This is a genomic window from Pseudomonas sp. W5-36, from assembly GCF_046540455.1.
GTDB lineage: Bacteria > Pseudomonadota > Gammaproteobacteria > Pseudomonadales > Pseudomonadaceae > Aquipseudomonas > Aquipseudomonas graminis_B.
On the sequence record NZ_JAXCIQ010000029.1, the window covers coordinates 24,697 to 46,360 of the forward strand.

Annotated in this window: 16 protein-coding genes; 7 read left to right on the plus strand and 9 right to left on the minus strand. The window is 63.1% G+C overall.

Going from position 1 to position 21,664, the window contains the following annotated elements:
* Positions 1-309: 309 nt before the first annotated feature.
* Genes SLW74_RS26610 through SLW74_RS26620 form a run of 3 tightly spaced genes read left to right on the plus strand, consistent with a single transcriptional unit; the run spans position 310 to position 4,210 of the window.
* Complete coding sequence (locus SLW74_RS26610) at positions 310-981, plus strand: (2Fe-2S)-binding protein (protein ID WP_296310476.1); 672 nt, start codon at positions 310-312, stop codon at positions 979-981.
* A complete protein-coding gene (locus SLW74_RS26615) occupies positions 981-1,964 on the plus strand; it encodes an FAD binding domain-containing protein (RefSeq protein WP_192131935.1) in 984 nt (327 codons plus the stop codon). The genes SLW74_RS26610 and SLW74_RS26615 overlap by 1 nt, the downstream gene beginning before the upstream one ends.
* 14 nt (positions 1,965-1,978) lie before the next feature.
* Positions 1,979-4,210 carry a xanthine dehydrogenase family protein molybdopterin-binding subunit gene (locus tag SLW74_RS26620; protein ID WP_410930624.1) on the plus strand — a complete coding sequence of 744 codons (2,232 nt, stop codon included), beginning with the start codon at positions 1,979-1,981 and terminating at the stop codon, positions 4,208-4,210.
* Between the two features lie 253 nt (positions 4,211-4,463).
* Here SLW74_RS26620 and xylB read toward each other — a convergent pair whose 3' ends face one another.
* From xylB to SLW74_RS26645, 5 genes are all read right to left on the minus strand, one after another.
* Positions 4,464-5,948, minus strand: coding sequence for a xylulokinase (gene xylB, locus SLW74_RS26625; protein ID WP_410930625.1), 1,485 nt, complete (start codon positions 5,946-5,948; stop codon positions 4,464-4,466).
* 87 nt (positions 5,949-6,035) lie between these two features.
* Positions 6,036-7,034 carry a LacI family DNA-binding transcriptional regulator gene (locus SLW74_RS26630; RefSeq protein ID WP_065987080.1) on the minus strand — a complete coding sequence of 333 codons (999 nt, stop codon included), beginning with the start codon at positions 7,032-7,034 and terminating at the stop codon, positions 6,036-6,038.
* Positions 7,035-7,060: 26 nt separating this feature from the next.
* Positions 7,061-8,002: an ABC transporter substrate-binding protein gene (locus tag SLW74_RS26635; protein WP_065987079.1), complete on the minus strand. Its 942-nt coding sequence runs from the start codon at positions 8,000-8,002 to the stop codon at positions 7,061-7,063.
* Between the two features lie 64 nt (positions 8,003-8,066).
* The gene (locus SLW74_RS26640; protein ID WP_065987077.1) at positions 8,067-9,059 is read right to left on the minus strand and encodes an ABC transporter permease subunit; all 993 of its coding nucleotides are present in this window, start codon (positions 9,057-9,059) and stop codon (positions 8,067-8,069) included.
* 16 nt (positions 9,060-9,075) lie between these two features.
* Positions 9,076-10,653, minus strand: a complete 1,578-nt coding sequence (locus tag SLW74_RS26645) for a sugar ABC transporter ATP-binding protein (protein ID WP_192131925.1) — start codon at positions 10,651-10,653, stop codon at positions 9,076-9,078.
* A gap of 530 nt (positions 10,654-11,183) precedes the next feature.
* On the opposite strand from SLW74_RS26645, the gene SLW74_RS26650 reads away from it, so the two are divergent.
* On the plus strand, positions 11,184-12,053 hold the full coding sequence (locus SLW74_RS26650; RefSeq protein WP_065986037.1) for an oxaloacetate decarboxylase: 870 nt from the start codon (positions 11,184-11,186) through the stop codon (positions 12,051-12,053).
* 105 nt (positions 12,054-12,158) lie between these two features.
* Here SLW74_RS26650 and SLW74_RS26655 read toward each other — a convergent pair whose 3' ends face one another.
* Positions 12,159-13,187 carry an alpha/beta hydrolase gene (locus tag SLW74_RS26655; protein ID WP_410930626.1) on the minus strand — a complete coding sequence of 343 codons (1,029 nt, stop codon included), beginning with the start codon at positions 13,185-13,187 and terminating at the stop codon, positions 12,159-12,161.
* A gap of 218 nt (positions 13,188-13,405) precedes the next feature.
* Between SLW74_RS26655 and SLW74_RS26660 the strand changes: the two genes are divergently transcribed.
* On the plus strand, positions 13,406-14,344 hold the full coding sequence (locus tag SLW74_RS26660) for an AraC family transcriptional regulator (protein WP_244656939.1): 939 nt from the start codon (positions 13,406-13,408) through the stop codon (positions 14,342-14,344).
* A 21-nt stretch (positions 14,345-14,365) separates the two neighbouring features.
* On the opposite strand, the gene SLW74_RS26665 is transcribed toward SLW74_RS26660, so the two are convergent.
* A complete protein-coding gene (locus SLW74_RS26665; protein ID WP_141695069.1) occupies positions 14,366-14,821 on the minus strand; it encodes a cupin domain-containing protein in 456 nt (151 codons plus the stop codon).
* Between the two features lie 94 nt (positions 14,822-14,915).
* Between SLW74_RS26665 and SLW74_RS26670 the strand changes: the two genes are divergently transcribed.
* Entirely contained in the window at positions 14,916-15,815 is a 900-nt protein-coding gene (locus SLW74_RS26670; protein ID WP_296310975.1) for a LysR family transcriptional regulator, read from the plus strand.
* A 24-nt stretch (positions 15,816-15,839) separates the two neighbouring features.
* On the opposite strand, the gene SLW74_RS26675 is transcribed toward SLW74_RS26670, so the two are convergent.
* Positions 15,840-18,209, minus strand: coding sequence for a DNA polymerase II (locus SLW74_RS26675; protein WP_410930627.1), 2,370 nt, complete (start codon positions 18,207-18,209; stop codon positions 15,840-15,842).
* A 132-nt stretch (positions 18,210-18,341) separates the two neighbouring features.
* Between SLW74_RS26675 and SLW74_RS26680 the strand changes: the two genes are divergently transcribed.
* Positions 18,342-19,577 carry a M20/M25/M40 family metallo-hydrolase gene (locus tag SLW74_RS26680; RefSeq protein WP_410930628.1) on the plus strand — a complete coding sequence of 412 codons (1,236 nt, stop codon included), beginning with the start codon at positions 18,342-18,344 and terminating at the stop codon, positions 19,575-19,577.
* Between the two features lie 849 nt (positions 19,578-20,426).
* Here SLW74_RS26680 and SLW74_RS26685 read toward each other — a convergent pair.
* Complete coding sequence (locus tag SLW74_RS26685) at positions 20,427-21,602, minus strand: aspartate aminotransferase family protein (RefSeq protein WP_410930629.1); 1,176 nt, start codon at positions 21,600-21,602, stop codon at positions 20,427-20,429.
* Positions 21,603-21,664: the final 62 nt, after the last annotated feature.

The following is a 21,664-nucleotide window of genomic DNA, read 5'->3' on the forward strand; positions in this document are numbered from 1 at the left end:
CCATCCCCCGGTGCCTCGGTCACAACCCTTGAGCCATGGCCAGCACTGCCTGCTTTAACTGAGTCCGACAAGGCGCCAGCCCTCGTTGCTGACACAAACGCCACGGATTAGAAAGCACAGCTCACAAGTGCATGCACGGATTCAACGAAATGCCATGCCTGCGCATTGGTTATCGTTAACGCCTGCCGTCACTTTGAAAACTGCCGTTGCCCCAGCCCTACTGCATGCCGCTCCACCTGCCGTCCCTGCCCGCGCGTCCGCCCACCGTCGGCCGCCAGGTCTGACCCAACGCTGACGAGGAACCCTTTCATGACCGATCAGCCTGATCGCCCCAATAAAGAAGAACTGGCTTGTGACCTCAAGGCCTTCACTGTCCCTTCTCGCCGCAATTTCCTGAAATCCATCGGCGTGTCCAGCCTTGCTGCCGCGACGGCGCCGATCTGGACCCAGGCGCTGGAAGCCCAGGCCGCCGTCGCCGATGACCTCGACCCGCCCGCGGCCGACGAGCGGCGCATGACCCTGAAGGTCAACGGCCAGGCCCACACCCTGAACCTGCCGGCCAACGCTGCGTTGCTGGATGTACTGCGCGATCGCCTGCAACTCACCGGCACCAAGAAAGGCTGCGACCACGGCCAGTGCGGCGCCTGCACGGTTCACGTGAATGGTGTGGCGATCAATTCGTGCCTGTCCCTCGCAGCCATGCACGAAGGCGACGACATCACCACCATCGAAGGCCTGGCGCAAAACGGCACGCTGCACCCGGTGCAGGAAGCTTTCTGGGAACACGATGCCTACCAGTGCGGCTATTGCACTTCCGGGCAGATCATGAGCGCCGCGGCCTTGCTCAAAGACAAGAACATCGGCACCGACGACCACAGCGTGCGCGAAGCCATGAGCGGCAACATTTGCCGCTGCGGCGCGTACAAGAACATCCTCGCGGCGATCCAGTCGGCGCGCATCAAAGTCCAGGAGGTGAGCTGATGAGAGCCTTTGATTACGTACGCGCCAGCAGCGTCGAACAGGCCGTGACGACCCACGCAAAAAGCCCGACGACCTTCTTCCTAGCCGGTGGCACGACGCTCCTTGACCTGGTCAAGCTCGACATCATGCCGGCCGATCAGGTGATCGACGTCAACCACCTGTCCCTCAAGCAGATCGAGGTGCAGAAGGACGGCAGCGTGCGCATCGGTGCGCTGGTCAGCAATACCGAACTGGCCCATCACTCGCACATCGTCGAGCACTACGCCGTGCTGTCCCAGGCGCTGCTCTCCGGCGCCACGACTCAGTTGCGCAACAAGGCCACCACGGCTGGCAACGTGATGCAGCGGGTGCGCTGCAACTATTTCCGCGACGGCTATTCGCCCTGCAACAAGCGCGAACCGGGTTCGGGCTGCGCCGCCATCGACGGCCATAATCGCAGCGTCCACGCGGTGCTCGGCACCAGCGACCAGTGCATCGCCAGCCACCCTTCAGACATGTGCGTGGCGATGGTCGCCATTGGTGCGACGGTCGAGGTGCAGGGTCCGAAAGGCAAGCGCAGCGTTGACTTCGCTGACTTCCACCTGCTGCCCGGCTCGACGCCGTGGAAAGAACACGCGCTGCTGGACGATGAGTTGATCACCCACGTGGTGCTGGCCGCGCCGCTGGCCGGCAATAAGTCCGCGTACCTGAAGCTGCGGGATCGCGCCTCCTACCAGTTCGCCCTGGCGTCCAGCGCGGTGATTGTCGTCATGGACGGCCAGACCGTGCGCGAAGCGCGGGTGGCACTGGGCGGCGTCGGCACCAAACCCTGGCGTTCGATCGAAGCCGAGCAGGCGTTGAAGGGCCAGACCCTGACGCCGCAGACCCTCGAGAAAGTCGCCGCCATCGCCCTCAAGGGCGCCAAAGCCTATCGCCATAACGCCTACAAGATCGCGTTGGGGCAACAGGCCATCGTGCGCAATCTCGGCACCTTGAACGCCTGACCGGAGGATTCACCATGACTGATGCAATGATTGGCTCGGCACCCCGCCGCATCGATGGCCAGCGTAAGGTCACCGGCAGCGCGATGTACGCGTCCGACCATCACCTGAACAATATGGCTTACGGCTACGGTGTATTTAGCACCGTCGCCAGCGGCAAGATCACCGGCCTGGATCTGGACGCGGCGCGTAAATCGCCGGGCGTGCTGGAGATTCTGCATCACGGCAACTTCCCGCCGCTCTATCACAACTCGACGCTGCCGATGTCGTTTGCGCAGATCCTCAAGGCAGCCAAATCCGATGAAAGCCGCCTGCCGTTCGAGGACGACACCGTGCACTATGCCGGGCAGTTCGTCGCCCTGGTGGTGGCCGATACCTTCGAGCATGCGCGGGCCGCGGCCTACAAGATCAAAGTCAGCTACAGCAAGACCGACGCGGTCGCCAACCTCGAACAAGGCCTGAAAGCCGGCGCCTTGCAGGACGGCAGCCCGAACCACACCCGGGGTGACGCCGCCGCTGCGTTCGACAGCGCGGCCCACAGCATCGACGCCACCTACTCGACCCCCGTTGAAACCCACAACCCGATGGAAATGCACGCCACGGTCGCCAGTTGGGAAGACGGGCGCCTGATGGTCTACGAAGCCACCCAGGGCGTGGTCGCCCACCGCAATTCCCTGGCGAAGATCTTCGGCCTGATCCCGGAGAAGGTCGAGGTGCGTGCACCGTTCATTGGCTCGGGGTTCGGCAGCAAGCTGTGGATCTGGCCGCACTCGGTCGCCGCCTGCGCCGCCGCCAAGGTGCTCAAGCGCCCCGTGCAGCTGGTCGTGCCGCGCCAGCAAATGTTCACCACCACCGGCCATCGCCCGGAGACCCGTCAGCGCATGCGCCTGGCAACCGACGACAAGGGCAAGCTGCTGTCGGTGCGCCACGAATCCATCAACACCACGTCGTTTACCGACCCGTACAAGGAAAACTGCGGCACCTCGACCAAGAGCCTCTACAGCTGCGCGAACGTGCTGGTCACCCACAAGATCATCGAGGTCAATCGCGGCACGCCGACGTCAATGCGCGCGCCGGGTGCAGCGCCGGGGCTGTTCGCTTTGGAATCGGCCATGGACGAGATGGCCGATAAAGTGGGCATGGACCCGCTGGCATTCCGCAAGCTAAACGTCTCCGAACGCGACGAAAGCCAGAACCTGCCGTGGTCGAGCAATCATTTGCAGGAGTGCATCGACAAGGCCGCCGAGCGCTTCGGCTGGAACAAACGCAACCCGGCGCCGGGTTCGATGAAGGACGGCACCGAGATCATCGGGTATGGCATGGCCGCCTGTAACTGGGACGCCTATCGTACGCCGGCAGAGGCGCAGGTTGCGCTGCGCGCCGACGGCACGGCTTGGGCGATTTGCGGGGTGCAGGACATCGGCACCGGCACGTACACCATCGTGGCCCAAGTGGTCAGCAGCATCACCGGCATCCCGCTGGACAAGATCGAGGTCGAGCTGGGTAATTCGTCGTTCCCGCCGGCGCCGGTGTCGGGCGGATCATGGGCAACCGCCAGTGTGCTGCCGGCCATTGCCGAGGCCACGCGCCAGGCCGTTGACCAGTTGAAGGCGTTCGCGACTGCGCCCAAGGGCGTGTTTGCCGGGGTCAAGGCTGATCAGGTGAGGTTCGAGCAGGGTCAGTTGAAAAGCGGCGACAAGACCTTTGCCATCGCCGACGTGCTCAAGGCGCAGAAGCAGTCCAGCGCGTTCGGTGAAGCCAAAACCGGCATGAACGACACCAGCAAGCATTCGTTTCGCTCGTTCGGCGTGCATTTCGTTGAAGTACGCTGGGACCCGGGCATCTCGCGGCTGCGCGTGTCGCGGGTGGTGAGTGCGATTGACGTGGGCAAGGTGATCAACCAGAAAACCGCGCTCAATCAGGTCGAAGGCGCCATCGTCATGGGCGTCGGCATGGCGCTGTTTGAGGCGACGGACTTCGACGAGCGCAACGGCATGCCGGTGAACAATAACTACGCCGAATACGTGGTGCCGGTGCACGCCGACCAGCCGGAGATCGACGTGATCTTGCTGGACTACCCGGACTTCGAGCTCAACGAGTTCGGCGCTCGCGGTATTGGTGAAATCGGCATCACCGGCCTGGCTGCGGCGGTGGCGAATGCGGTTTCACACGCCACCGGCAAACGCATTCGGGATTTGCCGATTACGCTGGACAAGCTGATGGAGTTGCCGCCGACGATGAATGTCTGAGCCGGAAACTCCAGCGCCCTGACCGTCCTCTTCCCAGCTGTAGGACCGGCTTTAGCCGGGAAGCCTTTTGATCGTTCCCACGCTCCGCGTGGGAATGCAGGACTGGACGCTCCGCGTCCCAAAGCTGACGCGGAGCGTCATGGTATGAATTCCCACGCAGAGCGTGGGAACGATCATTACTCACTGCATGCAGTCAGTGGGACCGGCTTTAGCCGGGAAGCTTTTGATTTGATGATCATCGATCATCATGTTGTCAGGCACGTAATCCCTGCGCAGCACCGAGCAAGCCTTTGAATTTCCCGTAGCGGGCCTTCAACGCCCCCTGCACCGCCGGCATCGGCTGATACCGCGCCTTCACCGCCATCCCCCGCTTCAGCCACTCGGCCCCCTCCCCGATCGACAGAAACCCCAGCTTCGCCGCGCCAATGCACGCGCTGAGTTCGCTTCCGTGCAAGGTGTACACCTCGCGATCAAGGATGTTGGCGAGTAACTGCGCCCAGTATTCGCTGCGTGCACCGCCGCCCACCAGGGCGCAGGCGTTGACCGTCGCGCCGGCGGACAGCGTGGCGTTCATCGCGTCCAGCAGCCCGAAACCGACGCCCTCCAGTACCGCATAACCCAGCATCGCTGGCGTGCAGTCATGGGCCAGGTTCATGAATCCACCGCGCAACAGCGGGTCGTTGTGGGGCGTGCGCTCGCCCGCGAGGTAGGGCAGAAACAGTGGGCTGGAAACCGCCACCGGCTGATCGACCGGCAACTCAGCGTGAACCTGATCGAGCAACGCCTGCTCACTGGGCTGACCCAGCAACCGAGTGACCCAGCGCAGGCAACTTGCCCCGGCCAGCATCGCGCCCATGGTGTACCAGCGCTGCGGCAACGCGTGGCAAAAGCTGTGCACGGCGCTGGCTGGATTGCCCGCCGGATGATCGGTGATGGCGACGATGGCCGCGCTGGTGCCAAGGGTGACGAACGCATCACCGGCGTTGATCGCGCCGATGCCCACTGCGGAAACCGGGTTGTCGCCACCGCCTGCGGCTACAGGCAGACCCAGCGGCAAGCCCAACGCATGCGCTGCCTCGGCACTCAGCCCGGCCGACGGTTGATCGGCCTCCAGCAACCGGGGCATCTGCTCGATGGTCAGCCCGGTGGCGTGGAGCATCGGCGCGTACCACTCGCGCTTGGCCACATCCAGCCACAACGTGCCAGCGGCGTCAGACATGTCACTCACCTGCTCGCCGGTCAGCAGCAAACGCAGGTAATCCTTCGGCGACAACACGCTGGCGATGCGCGCGAACACCTGGGGTTCGTGTTGCTGCATCCACAACAGTTTCGGCGCGGTGAGCCCGGCCATGGCCAGGCTGCCGGTGACGTCGGCGTACTCCGGAAAATCGTTGTTCAACTGCGACGCCTGAAGCACAGCGCGGGAGTCGTCCCAGAGAATCGCCGGGTACAGCACCTGCTCCGCCGCACCCAACAGAACGGCACCGTGCATCTGCCCCGACAAGCCGATGCAGCCGACCCGCGCCCATGCCTGGGGATCGTTTGCCCGCAACTGCCCGAGCGCTGACAGGCAGGCCTGCCACCAATCGGCGGGGTTCTGCTCCGACCAGCCCGACTGCCGGCGGCTGACTTCCACCCGCGCACCGGCCTGGGCCAGCACCACGCCTTCGCCGTCCAGCAGCACGGCCTTGAGCTCGGACGTGCCAAGGTCGATGCCCAGGGAAACAAGGTGATTCATGAAAATTCGGTTCCTGAAAGTTCGGTGCTTAAGAGTTCAGTGCTTGAGAGTTCAGTGCCTGAAAACCCGGTGACTGGCAGCGGACGCTCAAGGGCAACCGCACGAGTTGCGAATCCGTAAGGTCGGCGCCAGTCGCTCCGACACTCGTTTGCCCTCGGGCTTATCGATGCGCTGCAACAGCAACTGCACCGCCCGCGCGCCCAGGGCCTGCACCGGCTGAGCAATCACGCTCAAACGCGGCAGGAAAAAATCCGCCCAGTCGAAATCATCAAAACCCACCAGCGCCATTTGCTCGGGCACGTCGATGTGGGCGTCACGCAAGGCGTGCATGGCGCCAATGGTCATCAGGTTATTCGCCGCCAGAATCGCCGTGGGCGGCGGGTTCAAGCGCAACAACTGAGCAGTGGCGACCCGTGCGGATTCGCTGTTCGACTCGCCGTCGATCAGCAACTGCGGATCCCACGGTACGTCAGCGTCCAACAGCGCCTGCCGGTAGCCCTCGATCCGCTCCTCCGTCGTGCTCAGGCCGCGATGCCCGGCAATCATGCCGATGCGCCGGTGACCGTGGCCGATCAGATGAGCGACCAACTCGCGGGTGGCCTGGCGATTCTCGACGCCGACCTGATCGAAACCCTCGACCGCCATCCGGTCCACCAGCACGCTGGGAATGGCGTTGCTGCGCAGGTAGGCCAACGCAGCCTGCTGCGGGTCGCTGGACGGCGCGAGCAGAATCCCGTCGACGCGACGATGGTGCAGCGCCTGAACCACGCGCAGTTCCTGGGCGGGATCGTCGTGGGTGTCGACGAACAACATCATGATGCCGTGGCGCGCGCATTCGGTTTCGATGGCGTGCACGGTCTCGCTGAAATAGTGGTTCGACAGCGCCGAGATCGCCACGCCGATGGTGTTGGTGCGCGAACGGGCCAGCGAGCGCGCCAGGGTGTTGGGGACGTAGCCCAACTCCTGAACCGCCCGCTGCACCGCTTCCACCGTCTTGGCGCTGACCTTGCGCGTGCCGTTGAGCACGTGTGAAACGGTCGACGTCGACACCCGCGCCCGCTTCGCCACGTCTTCCATTTTGATCACGGCAACGACTCCTTCAGGCCTGCGTCTCAGTGCTTGCTGGACCAGCCGCTGTAGGAACCGACGTTGTCGCGGGTGATCAGTTTCGGCGTGAGTTGGGTGACCGCTTCAGCCGGCTTTTTGTCGTTGAGCAGATCGTTACCAATGACCACTGCTTGCTGCGCCATGGCCCAAGGGTCCTGGCTGGCAGAGGCCTGAATCGAGGTGTCGGCCTTGAGGGCCTGCTCGATGTCTGGCGCGCCGTCCACCGATGTGATGACGATGCCGCTGCGTTTCAGTTGCTTGGCGGCCAGGTCACTGCCGATCGCCTGGGGGTCGTTGATCGCGAACAGGCCGTCGATTTTCGGGAAGCGCGTCAGGTAACCCTGCATCGCGTTCAGGCCACCTTCGCGGGAGCCTTTGGCGTCCTGATCGTCGGAGAGAATCTTGATGTCCGGCGCGGCGGCGAAGGCCGATTTGCAACCGGTGACGCGATCGGTGACGGCGGTCACCTGCGGGCCGTTCTGGATGATCACGTTGCCCTTGCCCGACAGCTTGTCGACGATGAACTGGCAGGCCAGCTTGCCCGCTTCGACGTTGTCGGTCTGCACGGTGGCATCGACGCCGGCAGCGCTGACGTCGACAGCCACGACCTTGATGCCGGCGGCCTGGGCCTTTTTGACGGCCGAGGCAATGGCCTTCGGGTCCACCGCGTTGATCAGGATCAGGTCGACGCCCGAGGCAATAAAGTTGTCGATCTGCGAGAACTGCTTGCTCAGGTCGTAATCGGCGGAGACGGAGGTCACTTTGACAGCGGGGTTGAGCTCCATGGCCTTGGCCTTGGCGCCGTCGGCCAGGGTGACGAAATACGGGTTGCCCAGGGAACCGAGGGTGATGCCGACGGATTTCAGCTCGCGGGCTTCAACGCCCTGGGACAGCAACGCGGCCAGGCACAGGGACACGACAGCGGGGAATTTGCGTTTGACGTTCATGGGTTCTCTCTTGTGATTATTGTCGGAGTCTTCGTTGAAACGCGTGCAGCCATACAAGGTTGGATCAGGTCCGCGCACCGGATTGGCGATAGCGGTCCAGGGCCACCGCCCCGATGATGACGATGCCTTTGATGATGTATTGCCAGATATCGGAAACGCCCAGCAGCACCAGACCGTTGGTCAACACGGCGATGATCAGCGCGCCAATCAGGGTGCCGCCGATGGTACCGACGCCGCCGGTGAAACTGGTGCCGCCAAGGATCACCGCCGCGATGGCGTCGAGCTCGTAGGACTGGCCCAACTGCAGGCCGTTGGCAGCGAACAGGCGGGAAGCGCTCATCACCGCGCCGAGACCGGCCAGCGCACCGGAAACCGCGTAGACGAACAGCAACACCTTCCACACCTTGATCCCGGACAGGCGCGCCGCTTCGGGATTGCCGCCCACCGAGTAGATCTGCACGCCCATCACCGTGCGGCGCAGGATGAACCACGATGCCGCGATGACCGCCACGGCGATGATCACCAGCCACGGCACGCCGAGCACCGAATCGTTGCCGATGAAGGCGAACGGCAGGTCGGGGTTGAACACGGTTTTGTCGTCGGCCAGCAGACGCGCCAGGCCGCGCATGGCGGTGAGTGCGCCGAGGGTGACGATGAACGGCGGCAGGCGCATGAACGCGATCAGTCCACCGTTGACCAGCCCCAGCAGCAGGCCGAAACCGACACCGGCGGCGATGCCGAGCATGCCGAACTGCGGTGACATCGACGCTTGCAGGGCGACCACTGCAGAGGCCGCGAGAATCGCCCCCACGGACAGGTCGATGCCGGCGGTCAGAATGACGAAGGTCATGCCCGCCGCCAACACCACGTTGACCGAAGCCTGCTGGGTGATAATCGACAGGTTCTGCCAGCTCATGAAGGTGTCGGTCATCAGCGAAAAGCCGATCAGCAACAGGATCAGCACCGGCAGCATGCCGACGGTGCGCATCAGTTCGCGGACCCGTTCACGCTTGCTGATGGCGGCAACGGTGGGCGAGTTTTCCAGGGGCAGACTCATGGCCTGGGTTCCTTTTTTATTGTTGTTGAATGGGGTGGTCGAAAGTATCGCGGGCGCCGTGGGCCGCAGCGGCTGCGGCGTTCTCGCTCCCCGTTGCCAGATCGATGATCCGTTCCTGGGAAATCTCTTGCCCCGACGCCCCGCCGACTTCGGCCACCAGCTCGCCTTCGCGCATGATCAACACACGGTCGCAGGTGCCGATGATTTCCGGCAGCTCGCTGGAGATCACCACAATGCCAACGCCGGCCTTGGCCAGCTCGTTGATGATCCGGTAGATCTCGGACTTCGAGCCGATGTCCACGCCGCGGGTGGGCTCATCGAGAATCAGCACGTGGGGCTTGACCTCCAGCAGCCGCGCCAGCAGCACTTTCTGCTGATTGCCGCCGGACAGCGCGCCGACATTGACCTTGCCCGACGCCACGCGGATCGACAGCGAACGGATCGCCTCGATTGCCCGCTGTGCGCCACGGCCGCGATCCAGCACGCCGCCGGCATGGGCGTCGGGCACGCAGGCGCAGACGTTGATGTTGTCGCGCACGCTCATGTCCAGAAACAGGCCCTGGGCCTTGCGATCTTCGGTCAGGTAAACCACCCCCGCACGGATGGCGTCGGTGGGGTTGCGCAGATCGGTGATCGCCTTGCCGGCCACTTCAAGGCTGCCGGAGGTGCGCGGATCGGCAGCGAAAATCAGTCGCGCCAGTTCCGTGCGCCCTGCCCCGACCAGCCCGGCGATGCCCAGCACTTCGCCCGCATGGAGATCGAAGCTGCACGGCTTGACGCGCTTGCCGTCGGCCATGTCGCGCACGCGCATCACCACCGCGCCGGGGTCGTAGGCGGCATGTTCTTTCTTGTAGAAACCGGAGAGGTCGCGGCCGACCATCATCTTCACCAGCGCCTCGGCCGACAGCGCGTCGCGCTCCAGCATGCCGACGTACTCGCCGTCGCGCAGCACTGAGACCCGGTCGGACAGCTCGTAGATTTCGGCCATGCGATGGCTGATGTAAATGATCGCCAGGCCCTGGTCACGCAGCTGCTTGATCAGCGCAAACAGGCGGTCTGTCTCCCGGGACGACAGCGGCGTGGTCGGCTCGTCCATCACCAGGATTTTCGCGTTGGCGTGCAGCGCCCGGGCAATCTCCACCAGTTGCCGCTCGGCAATGGACAGCACGCTGACCTTGGTGGAGGGTTTGAAATCGGCGCCCAGTCGCACCAGGACGTCGACGCAACCGGCCTCCATCGCTTTGCGATCGATGCTCCAGCCACGGCGCAATTCGCGGCCCAGGTAAATGTTCTCGGCGACGCTGAGGTTGGGGCAGAGACTCAGCTCCTGATAGATCACCGCGATGCCACGCGCTTTGGCAGACAAGGGGTCGAATGCGCTCAGGGCCTGGCCGTCGATGCGGATCTCGCCACCGGCGTCGGCCTGGTAAGCGCCGGACAGGATCTTCATCAGCGTCGACTTGCCCGCGCCGTTCTCGCCCATCAGGGCATGAACTTCACCGGCGTACACCTTGAGGGCGACATTTTTCAGCACACGCAGGCCGTTGAAGGTCTTGGAAATGGCGGTCATTTCCAGCACGGGCTGGGGAGACATAGCGGGGACGGCACTCATGGCCGGGCGGCCGATGAAGCAGCAATGACGAGCGCGGACAGCACACGCGGCAATCGAGCAGACGAGCTGATCATGTGAATCTCCGAGGTTTCTTGTTTTTATGCCTGGGCCACCTCTTTGCGGGTGACACTCGGGAATTGCTTTGAAATATTTCGGAACAGCTGAATCCTAGAACAGCTGAATCGATTCACGCAAGCGCTTGCTTTGTTATTTGGAGTTGAGGTCGTGTGGTGTGAGGCCTGGCGCCTTCCCGGCTGAAGCCAGTCCTACTGCGCGGTGTTTCAGTAGGACCGGCTTCAGCCGGGAAGATGCCGGGGTGATCACCCTCGATTCTGCGGTATAAGGTCTGGCGCCTTCCCGGCTGAAGCCGGTCCTACTGGGCGCGGTGGAGGTCAGTCCCGTCGGGGTGCAATGGCAATTCAATGCACGTCGCTCATCGAGGTGAGACGTTTCAGCCTGAATTTGCGGTAGCATTGCTGGCATTTCGATGACGGCCTGAATCAGGAAGCCTTATGTCCAGAATTTCCCACTCCGCTTTGCGTCGCAAATTCCGTGAGCAGCTGGCTTCGCAGCACTGCGTCGAGACGGCTTCAGTGTTCGATCCCATGTCGGCGCGCATTGCGGCGGATCTGGGGTTTGAGGTCGGTATTCTGGGCGGATCGGTGGCGTCGCTGCAGGTGCTGGCAGCGCCGGATTTTGCACTGATTACCCTGAGCGAGTTCGTCGAGCAGGCCACCCGGATCGGCCGTGTCGCGCAGCTGCCGTTCATTGCCGACGCCGACCATGGCTACGGCAACGCCCTGAACGTCATGCGCACCGTGGAAGAACTGGAGCGCGCCGGTGTGGCGGCGCTGACCATCGAAGACACCTTGCTGCCCGCGCAATTTGGCCGTAAATCCACGGACCTGGTCTCCATCGAAGAAGGCATCGGCAAGGTCAAGGCCGCCCTTGAAGCCCGCGTCGACCCGGAACTGACGATCGTCGCCCGGACCAATGCCGGCGTGCTGCCGGTCCAGGACATCATCGAACGCACCCTGGCCTACGAAAAGGCCGGTGCCGACGGCATCTGCATTGTTGGCATCAAGGACTTCGAGCACCTGGAGCAGATTTCGGAAAAGCTCACCGTCCCGCTGATGCTGGTGACCTACGGCAATCCCGAGCTGAATGACCGGCAGCGCCTGGCTGATCTGGGGGTGCGGGTGGTGGTCGCCGGTCACGCGGCGTACTTTGCCGCGATCAAGGCCACCTACGACAGCCTCCGTGCCCAGCGTCAGGTCACCCACAGCACCTCGAACCACAGCGCCACCGAACTGACCCACACCTACACCTTCCCGGAAAATTACGTGGCCTGGGCCAAGGATTTCATGGATGTGAAGGAATGAGGCTGTGGCGTGACGCCAATGTGCGTCACGCCACGTAAACCCCTGATCTACCCCTTCGATCCGTCGACACCGCGCCGGATCAAGCGGCTTGAAACAGCCTGGGGGTTACTTCAGGTGGGTCTGAAAGAACGCCGTCAGCCTGTCGAAAGGGATCAGATTCACCCGGTCATACAGGTCCACGTGCCCGGCACCCGGAATGATCACCAGCTCTTTGGGCTGACCGGCCAGGCGATACGCCTCCTCGCTGAACTCACGGGAATGGGCATTCTCGCCAGCGATGAACAGCATCGGCCGCGGTGAAATCGTCTCGATGTCAGCGAAAGGATAGAAGTTCATGAACTTCACGTTGCTGCTCAGCGTGGGGTGCGTGGTCAATTCAGGCGACTGGCCCTTGGGGGTGAACTCGCCCCGTGGGGTCCGGTAGAAGTCGTAAAACTCACGCTCGATCGGGTTGGACTGCTCGGTGAGTGTGTCCACGGTGCCGCTGGTGTACTGGGTTTTGCCGCCGGCGAATTCGACGTCGCGTTGTGCAGCGGCGGCCGCGATGGCTTCTTTGCGTTGCTCGACACTGACCAAATGATGCAGGCCGTTGCGATTGACGCCGCCCATGTCATACATGCTCACCGTGGCGACGGCCTTCATGCGCGGATCGATCTTCGCGGCGCTGATGGCGAAACTGCCGCTGCCGCAGATGCCCAGCACGCCGATGCGGTCGCGGTCGACGAAACCCTGGCTGCCGAGGTAATCAACGGCGGCACTGAAGTCTTCGGCGTAGATCTCAGGGGACACCAGATTACGCGGCCGGCCTTCACTTTCGCCCCAGAAGGACAGATCGATCGCCAGCGTAATGAACCCCTGCTCGGCGAGTTTCTGCGCGTACAGGTTCGAGCTCTGTTCTTTCACGGCGCCCATGGGGTGACCGACGATGATCGCCGGGTACTTGCGGCCGCTGATCATGTCCTTGGGCACGAACAGGTTGCCCACTGTTTTCATCTGGTATTGATTGTTGAACGTCACCTTCTGCCGGGTGACCTGTTCACTGGTGTAGAAATTGTCAGCTCCGCTGGACATATCGGCTCCCATTGTGGCGAATGAGCTGACCAGCAAGGCCAGCCCCATCATCAGCTGTTTCATGAATGTCTCCGGCGCCGGGGCGCGGCGCGAATGAAGTGTGCGATGCACATATTCATGGGGCAGCCCGGGCAGGCAGTAGAGCGATCCGGTGGCTTTCTTGCCCGATCCGATCAATCCGCAGGGGTGAGGCTGGACGGCTGTTTTACCGGGCCCGTACAGTTCCGGCTCGGCACGACAGCAAAACCACGGCAACGCCGCGGCAAAACCAGGGGGGGAACATGGGCGACACCGCGATTTCAATGCAGGCAACAGGCAGCGACACCCGAGCCCAGTTGCAATCGCTGACGCGCATCATCGGCAGCCTGACGCCGGCCTCCGGTGATTTCCCCACCGTCATCACCGGCCTCGGCCTTTTTCGCCGAGAAGCGCCCTCGCCGCCGGTCACCTGCATCCTGGCCCCGAGCATCGTGCTGGTGGTTCAGGGCGCCAAGGAAATGGTCATCGGCAGCGATGTCTATCCCTACGACACGACGCGCTTTCTGATCACCTCGCTGGACGTACCGGCCAACTCCGCCGTGACCCTCGCCAGCGCGGACGTGCCCTGTCTGGGACTGGTCTTCAAGCTGGACCTGCGCACCTTGACCGAGCTGATCGCCCAAGGGGACATCCCGGCACCGAAGGAGCGCACCGTGCGCAAAAGCGCGGGCATTGCCAGCCTGACCGCAGCGCTGCTCGATCCCCTCGCCCGACTGGTCAATCTGTTGCAGGAGCCCGACGCCATTCCGGTGCTCTGGCCCCTGTTGCAGCGCGAGATTCACTTCCGGCTGCTCCAGGGCGATCGGGCGCCGCTGCTGAGGCATATTGCTTCGGTCGACAGTCAGGGTTACCGGATTGCCAGGGCCATCGACTGGCTGAAGCTCAATTACACGACGTCCTTGCGCGTCGAAGAGCTGGCCGCGCGGGTGCAGATGAGCGCGCCGAACTTCCACCTGCACTTTCGCAACCTCACGTCCATGAGCCCGCTGCAGTACCAGAAATGGCTGCGCCTGAACGAGGCGCGACGGCTGATGCTCAACGAACACCAGGACGCCGCCAGCGCCGCGTTCAAGGTCGGTTACGAAAGCCCGTCGCAGTTCAGTCGCGAGTACGGTCGGCTGTTTGGCGCACCGCCGAAAAAGGACATCGCGCGGATGCGCAGCCAGGCTGCGGCGGGGTGAAGACCAACCCTCGCCAGCCCCTTAGTCTTTTTTCACCGGCCCGGCCAGGTAGGTCTGCTCGGTCACCGGCTCCAGCCAGTCAACCGGCTTGCCGTCCAGCGCTTCGTTGACCGCGACGTGTTGCATGGCGGTGGTGTCGGTCGCGCCGTGCCAGTGACGACGGCCGCAATTGCACCAGATCAGGTCGCCCGGACGGATTTCGGTTTTCGGCCCGCCTTCGCACTGGGTCCAGCCGACGCCGTCGGTGACCAGCAGGATCTGCCCCAGCGGGTGGGTGTGCCAGTTAGTGCGCGCGCCGGGCTGGAAATTGACGATAGCCAGGCCGACCCGCGCCGGTGCCGGGGCGTTGAAAATCCGGTCGATTCTGACGTCGCCGGTGAACCAGTCTGCCGGCCCCTTGATGGCCTTGGCCGAGCCGGCGCGGTGGATCTGCATGTCTTCATTAGCGGTATCAGTGGCGCTCACGGTGGCATTCATAATGATCTCCAGAAAATGTGCAGCCAGCGTAACAAGGGCTTATTGCCGACAGTATCCGTAGAATGCTTTGATCAAAATGAAGGGATGCTTCGCAATGGCGGACTACAAACTCGATGACCTGGCGGTGTTCCTTGCGGTCGGCCGCGAAGGGAATTTCACCCGTGCCGCCGCCGCGCTGGGCATCTCACCCTCCGCCGTCGGCCAGACCATACGCCTGCTTGAGGAGCGTCTCGGCGTTCGCCTGCTCACCCGCACCACACGGAGTGTGACCCGCACCGAGGCCGGCGAGCAGTTGTTCAAGGGCCTGGCGCCACTGCTTGACGGCATCGAGGAACAGGTCAACGCCGCCATCGAGCATAGCGCCCGACCTTCCGGCACGGTGCGCATCACGGCGGACGAGTTCGCCGCGCGTTACGTGCTCTGGCCGCGACTCAGACCGTTGCTCGATCAATACCCTGACATGACCATCGAGCTGGTCACCGACTACGGCCTGACCGACATCGTCGCCCAGCGCATCGACGCCGGCGTGCGCCTGGGTGACACCCTCGCAGCGGACATGATCGCCGCGCCGATTGCCCCGCCGTTGCGGCTGATGACCGTGGCGTCCCCCGATTACCTGGCGCGGCATTCCACGCCCCGGGTGCCGGAAGACCTGCCCGGCCATCGCTGCATCAACCTGCGATTGCCGACCCATGGCGCGCTGTATCAATGGGAGTACGCCAAAAACGGCCGCGAGACCCGCGTGCGCGTCGACGGCCCGCTGATCATGAACAGTGTGTTTCAGATTCTGCAGGGGTGCCTGGATGGCGTCGGTCTGGCGCAGCTCCCCGAGGGGCTCGTGGCTGGGCATATCGAGCAGGGCGAACTGGTGGAAGTGCTGGCCGATTGGTGCGAGCCGTTCGAGGGCTATCACCTGTACTACCCAAGCCGGCGCCAGCACACGGCAGCGTTTCGCGTGGTGCTGGAGGCGCTGCGGATCAATCCGCTGGTTTGAGAAGACGGGTCAGAAAAAAAGGGTTCAGAAGTCGAAGCTGAACTGATCCTGGGAGCTCAGATCGATGGTCCGCGAGATCACGAACGGCAGGATCGCGTCGGCGATCGGCTGCAGCTGTTTGCTGATGTAGTGGTCGTAATCGATGGCCGCCGTCCGCACTTCCAGCGGCTCCGGGCCGGCGACCGTGATCACGTAGCTGATCCAGCCGCCATTCTGGTACTGCAACGGCCGACCCTGTTGGCGGTTGTACTCATCGGCCAGCCGCGCGGCTCGCACATGGGGCGGCACGTTGCGTTCGTAATCGTCGAGGGCCCGGCGCAGGCGCTTGCGGTAGATCAATTGACCGTCGAGTTCCCCGGCCAGGGTTCGGCTCACGTATTCCCGAATGTATTCCTGAAACGGCTGACGCTGGAAAATCCGCAGATACAGTTCCTGCTGAAAGGTCCGGGCCAGCGGCGACCAGTCGGTGCGCACCACCTCCAGGCCCTTGTAGACCATTTCGTCTTCGCCATTGGCGCGGGTCACCAAACCCGCATAACGCTTCTTGCTGCCCTCCTCCGCACCGCGAATCGTCGGCATGAGGAAGCGCTTGAAGTGGGTTTCGAATTGCAGCTCGAGCGCACTCTCCAGCCCGTATGCCTCTTTCACATGAGCACGCCACCAGTCGTTGACCAGCTGGACCAGCGCGGTGCCGATCTGCGCGGCATCGGCCTGCGCGTGGGCTTTTTTCAGCCAGACAAACGTCGAGTCAGTGTCGCCGTAAATCACTTCATAACCCTGGGCTTCGATCAGCAGCCGGGTCTGGTGCATGATCTCGTGCCCGCGCAGGGTGATCGACGAAGCCAGCCGCGTGTCGAAAAAGCGGCAGCCGCTGGAACCCAGCACGCCATAGAAGGCGTTCATGATGATTTTCAGCGCCTGGGACAGCGGCGCATCACGCTCGCGTTTGGCGACTTCGCGCCCTTCGGCCACCCGCGAGACGATGGCTGGCAGACAGTGCCGCGTCCGGGAAAAACGCGCGCCACGAAAGCCTTCCACCGACGCACTGTCATCGGGGTGCTTGAGGCCCTCGATCAAGCCCACGGGGTCAATCAGAAAGGTGCGGATGATCGACGGATACAGGCTTTTGTAATCAAGGACCAACACCGATTCGTACAGCCCGGGGCGGGAATCCATGACAAAACCGCCGGGGCTGGCTTCCGGCATGCGCTCGCCGAGGTTCGGCGCGACGAAGCCCTGGCGGTGCATCAGCGGGATGTACAAATGCTCGAACGCGGCCACCGAACCGCCGCTTCGGTCCACCGGCAGGCCGGTCACCGTGGCGCGTTCGAGAAGGAACGTCAGCAGCTCGGTCTTGGCAAAAATCTGCGTGACCAGCTCGCAGTCCTTGAGGTTGTAACGCGCCAGCGCCGGCTTGTCCTCGGCGAACATACGGTTGATCTCGTCCATGCGCTGATACGGATTGTTGATGGCCTTGCCTTCTCCCAGCAGCGTTTGCGACACGTTTTCCAGACTGAACGAGGGAAAGCTCCAGGTCGCTGAACGCAGCGCCTCGATGCCGTCGATGATCAGACGCCCGGCCGCCGCCGCGAAAAAGTGATTGTTGCGCGCGCCGTGTTCGCGCCAGGTCATCACCTCCCCGCCGCGACCCAGGCGCAGCGGCACGTTCAGGCGCCGCGAGTGCTCGTGCAGCACGCGCAGATCGAACTGCACCACGTTCCAGCCGATGATCCCGTCGGGGTCATGACGGGCCATCCATTCGTTGAGTTTTTCCAGCAGCGCGACGCGAGTGTCGCAGTATTCGAGCTTGAAATTCACCTGGGCGTGATCGCCGTTGGCCGGGCCGAGCATGTACACCTGACGCTCGCCGCAGCCATGCAGGCCGATGCAATACAGCTCGCCGCGCTCGGTGGTCTCGATGTCCAGGGACACCAGTTTCAGGGTCGGTCGGTAACCGGGATCAGGCCTGAGTTGCGCGTCCAGCAACAGGCCACTGGCATCCGGCCGGCCACTGAACTGCACCGGCGCGGTGATGAAACGCTCCATCAGGTAACGCTCGGGCGGGCGGATATCGGCTTCGTAGACGTCGACGCTGGCTTTGCGCAGGTCACCTTCCAGGTTCATCAACTGGCGATGCTGCCGCGTGTACAGCCCGAGCACCGGGCGGTGGCGGAAATCACACAGCGCCAGCGGCTTGAGCTCGACATGCCGCTCGTTGCGCAACACGGCTTCAGCGCGCTCGCGGTGCTGCTCCGGAATGAACGCGACGGAGGTCTGATACGGCAGGCGCACCTGACGCGGGCCCTCATCGGTGGCCAGCCAGAATTCCACCTCGGTGCCGGCGTCCGTGTCGCGCCAATGCCGGGTCAGGACGAAGCCCTGCTGTAAATCCACCGCTGTAACCTCGTCACTGTTTATTTCAGAGGAGGATTCTACGGTGAATGATGCAGGAAAGCGCGGCGGCTGCCGGAACGATGTGGTTCCATGGACATCACAACAACTCGACCATCATCTGAGGGATCCAGCATGCACGTTCGACGTACCGCCCTGAGCGCTTCCATCCTCGCCGCCCTTTTTGCCTGCAGCGCCTACGCCGCCGATGTCTCCCCCGAGCAGTTATTGAAGAAGGCCGAAGCCGAGCAAAAACCCTATCTGGCCACGGTCAAGCAACTGGTCAACATCGACACCGGGACGGGTCAGGCGGCGGGCCTGAAAATGGTCAGCGCGGTGCTGGTCGAACGACTAAAGGCTTTAGGCGCGACAGTCGAAACCACGCCGGCGACACCCTCGGCAGGCGATAACATCGTCGGCACCCTCAAGGGCACGGGCAGCAAATCCTTTCTGCTCATGATCCATTACGACACCGTGTTCGGCCCGGGCACTGCGGCCAAGCGACCTTTCCGCGTCGACGGCGAGCATGCGTACGGCCCCGGTGTAGCCGATGCCAAAGGGGGCGTGGCAATGGTGCTGCACACGCTGAAGCTGCTGGAATACGAGAAATTCAAGGACTTCGGCACGATCACCGTGCTGTTCAACCCTGACGAAGAAACGGGCTCGGCCGGCTCGAAAACCCTCATCGCCGAACTCGCCCGCAAGCACGACTACGTGTTCTCGTTCGAGCCACCGGACAAGGACGCCGTGACGGTCGCGACCAACGGCATCAACGGCGTGTTCGTCGACGTCAAAGGCAAATCCTCCCACGCCGGTTCGGCCCCGGAAGCCGGGCGCAACGCCGCCATGGAACTGGCCCACCAACTGGTGCAGCTCAAGGACCTGGGCGACCCCGCCAAGGGCACCACAGTCAACTGGACGCTGATCAAAGGCGGCGAGAAGCGCAACATCATCCCCTCCAGCGCCGCGGCCGAAGGCGACATGCGCTACTCCGACCTGAGCGAATCCGACCGCGTGCTGGCTGACGGACAACGCATCGTGCAAGGCAAAATGATCGACGGCACCGACGTCACCTTCCGCCTCGACAAAGGCCGCCCCCCACTGGCCAAAAACCCCGCCACCGACGACCTCGCCAAAACCGCGCAAGCGATCTACGCCAAAACCGGCCGCACCCTCGAACCCATCGCCATGCGCTTCGGCACCGACGCCGGTTACGCCTACGTCCCCGACAGCCAAAAACCCGCCGTCCTCGAAACCATGGGCGTCGTCGGCGCCGGCCTCCACGCCGACGACGAATACATCGACCTCAGCAGCATTGCCCCCAGGCTGTACCTGACCGCGGCGATGATCATGGAGTTGGCCGGGAAATAAAGCGGGGCTGACGCTCCTCAGGGCTTACTGAAAGGCCAGTTCCGGTGGGACGCGGAGCGTCAGAGGCGGCATTACCCCGCGGGGCGTGGGAACGATCAGGCATAGAACCGCAAGATTGATGGTGCCCAAACCGGCCCCTTCCCGGCTAAAGCCGGTCCCACTAACAGCAGCGCGTGCAGCCTGTGGGATTGGCTCGGACTGTAGGACCGGCTTCAGCCGGGAAGCTTTTGATCTTGATCTGCTTTTGATCTTCATGCGCAAAAAGCCCAGTCACCACCACGCGGAGCGTGGGAACGATCAGGCATAGAACCGCAAGATTGATGGCGCCCAAACCGGCCCCTTCCCGGCTAAAGCTGGTCCCACTAACAGCAGCGCGTGCAGCCTGTGGGATTGGCTCGGACTGTAGGACCGGCTTCAGCCGGGAAGCTTTTGATCTTGATCTGCTTTTGATCTTCATAAGCAAAAAGTCCAGACACCGCCAATCGCGACTTGGGTGCAGGCCGAACGCAGACGACGCGCAGTGGGTCGAGCCGCATGGATGCGGCGAGAGCGCCGTCAGGACATGGATGTCCGTTCGGCGCGGGCCCACGGAGCGTCGTCGGAGTGAGGGTATCCCGACGGAGGAGGGACCTAACCAGGAGCAAGCACCCTTGGTTACTTGGGGTGCTTTTCCAAGTAACTCGCCGAAGGCGAAACAGTCTGCCCCCAGGCAGACGCCCTTGGTCTTCATGAGCCCCGCCGCAGTTCTAAAACCGGGGACAGATTAATTTACGATGAAGCGCTGTAAATAAATCAGTCCCCTTTCAGAGTCCGATGAAGCGCTGTAAATAAATCAGTCCCCTTTCAGAGTCAGTCCCCTTTCAGGGCGCCCACGACGCCTGCCACTATCCGGTCCACCTCATCCCCATCGACCACCAACGGCGGCAACAACCGAATCGTCTGCCCCCGCGTCACGTTGATCAACACCCCATACTCCCGCGCCGCCACCAGACACACATCCCGAATCGGCCGCGTCAACTCAACCCCGATCATCAACCCCATCCCCCGCACCTGCGCCACATCAGGGTGCCCCGCCAGCGCAACGCGCAAGCCCGCCAACAACCGCTCACCCTGCACCGCCGCATTACGCAAAAGCCCCTCCCCCTCAACAATATCCAACACCGTACAACCCACCCGGCACGCCAACGGATTACCGCCAAACGTACTGCCATGACTGCCCGGCGTGAACAACCGCGCCACCGCCGCCGTCGCCAGACACGCACCAATGGGAATTCCATTGCCCAACGCCTTCGCCAGCGTCATCACATCCGGCACGATCCCCTCATGCTCAAAGGCAAACCAGCGCCCCGTCCGACCCATGCCAGTCTGAATCTCATCCAGCATCATCAGCCAGCCGTTTTGCGTGCAATGATCGCGCAGCGCCTTCAGATACCCCGGCGGCGGTAACGCCACGCCACCCTCCCCCTGAATCGGCTCGACCAGCACAGCGACAATGCGCTCGCCATACGCCGCCGTCGCCTGTTTAACCGCGACGATGTCACCGAAACCCACCTTCACGAACGCCCCCGACATCGGCTGATAACCCAGCCGCGCGGCGCCGTTGTCACTGGCCGACAACGTGCCGAGGGTGCGGCCGTGAAAGGCGTTGTCCATCACCAGCACCAGCGGGTGCTCGATACCTTTGGCCCAGCCATACAAACGCGCCAGCTTGAGCGCGGTCTCGTTGGCCTCGGCGCCGGAATTGTTGAAAAACACCTGCTCCAGCCCCGACAGCCGGGTCAGACGCTGCGCCAGCTTCTGCTGCCAGTCGATGCGGTAATGGTTGGACGTGTGCAAGAGCAGCCCGGCCTGCTCGCTGATCGCCGCGACAATCTGCGGATGGCTGTGACCGACGTTGGTCACGGCGACACCCGCGACAGCGTCCAGGTACTGACGGCCGCTGTCATCCCACAGCCGCGCGCCTTCGCCACGAATGAAGCTCAAGGGCATCGGTTTGTAGGTGTTCATCAGGCAGGCGGCGGTCATGTCGGTGGCTCCATCACGGGTAAGTGAGGCCAGTATCGTTAGCCCGTTCTGATGTATAAAGA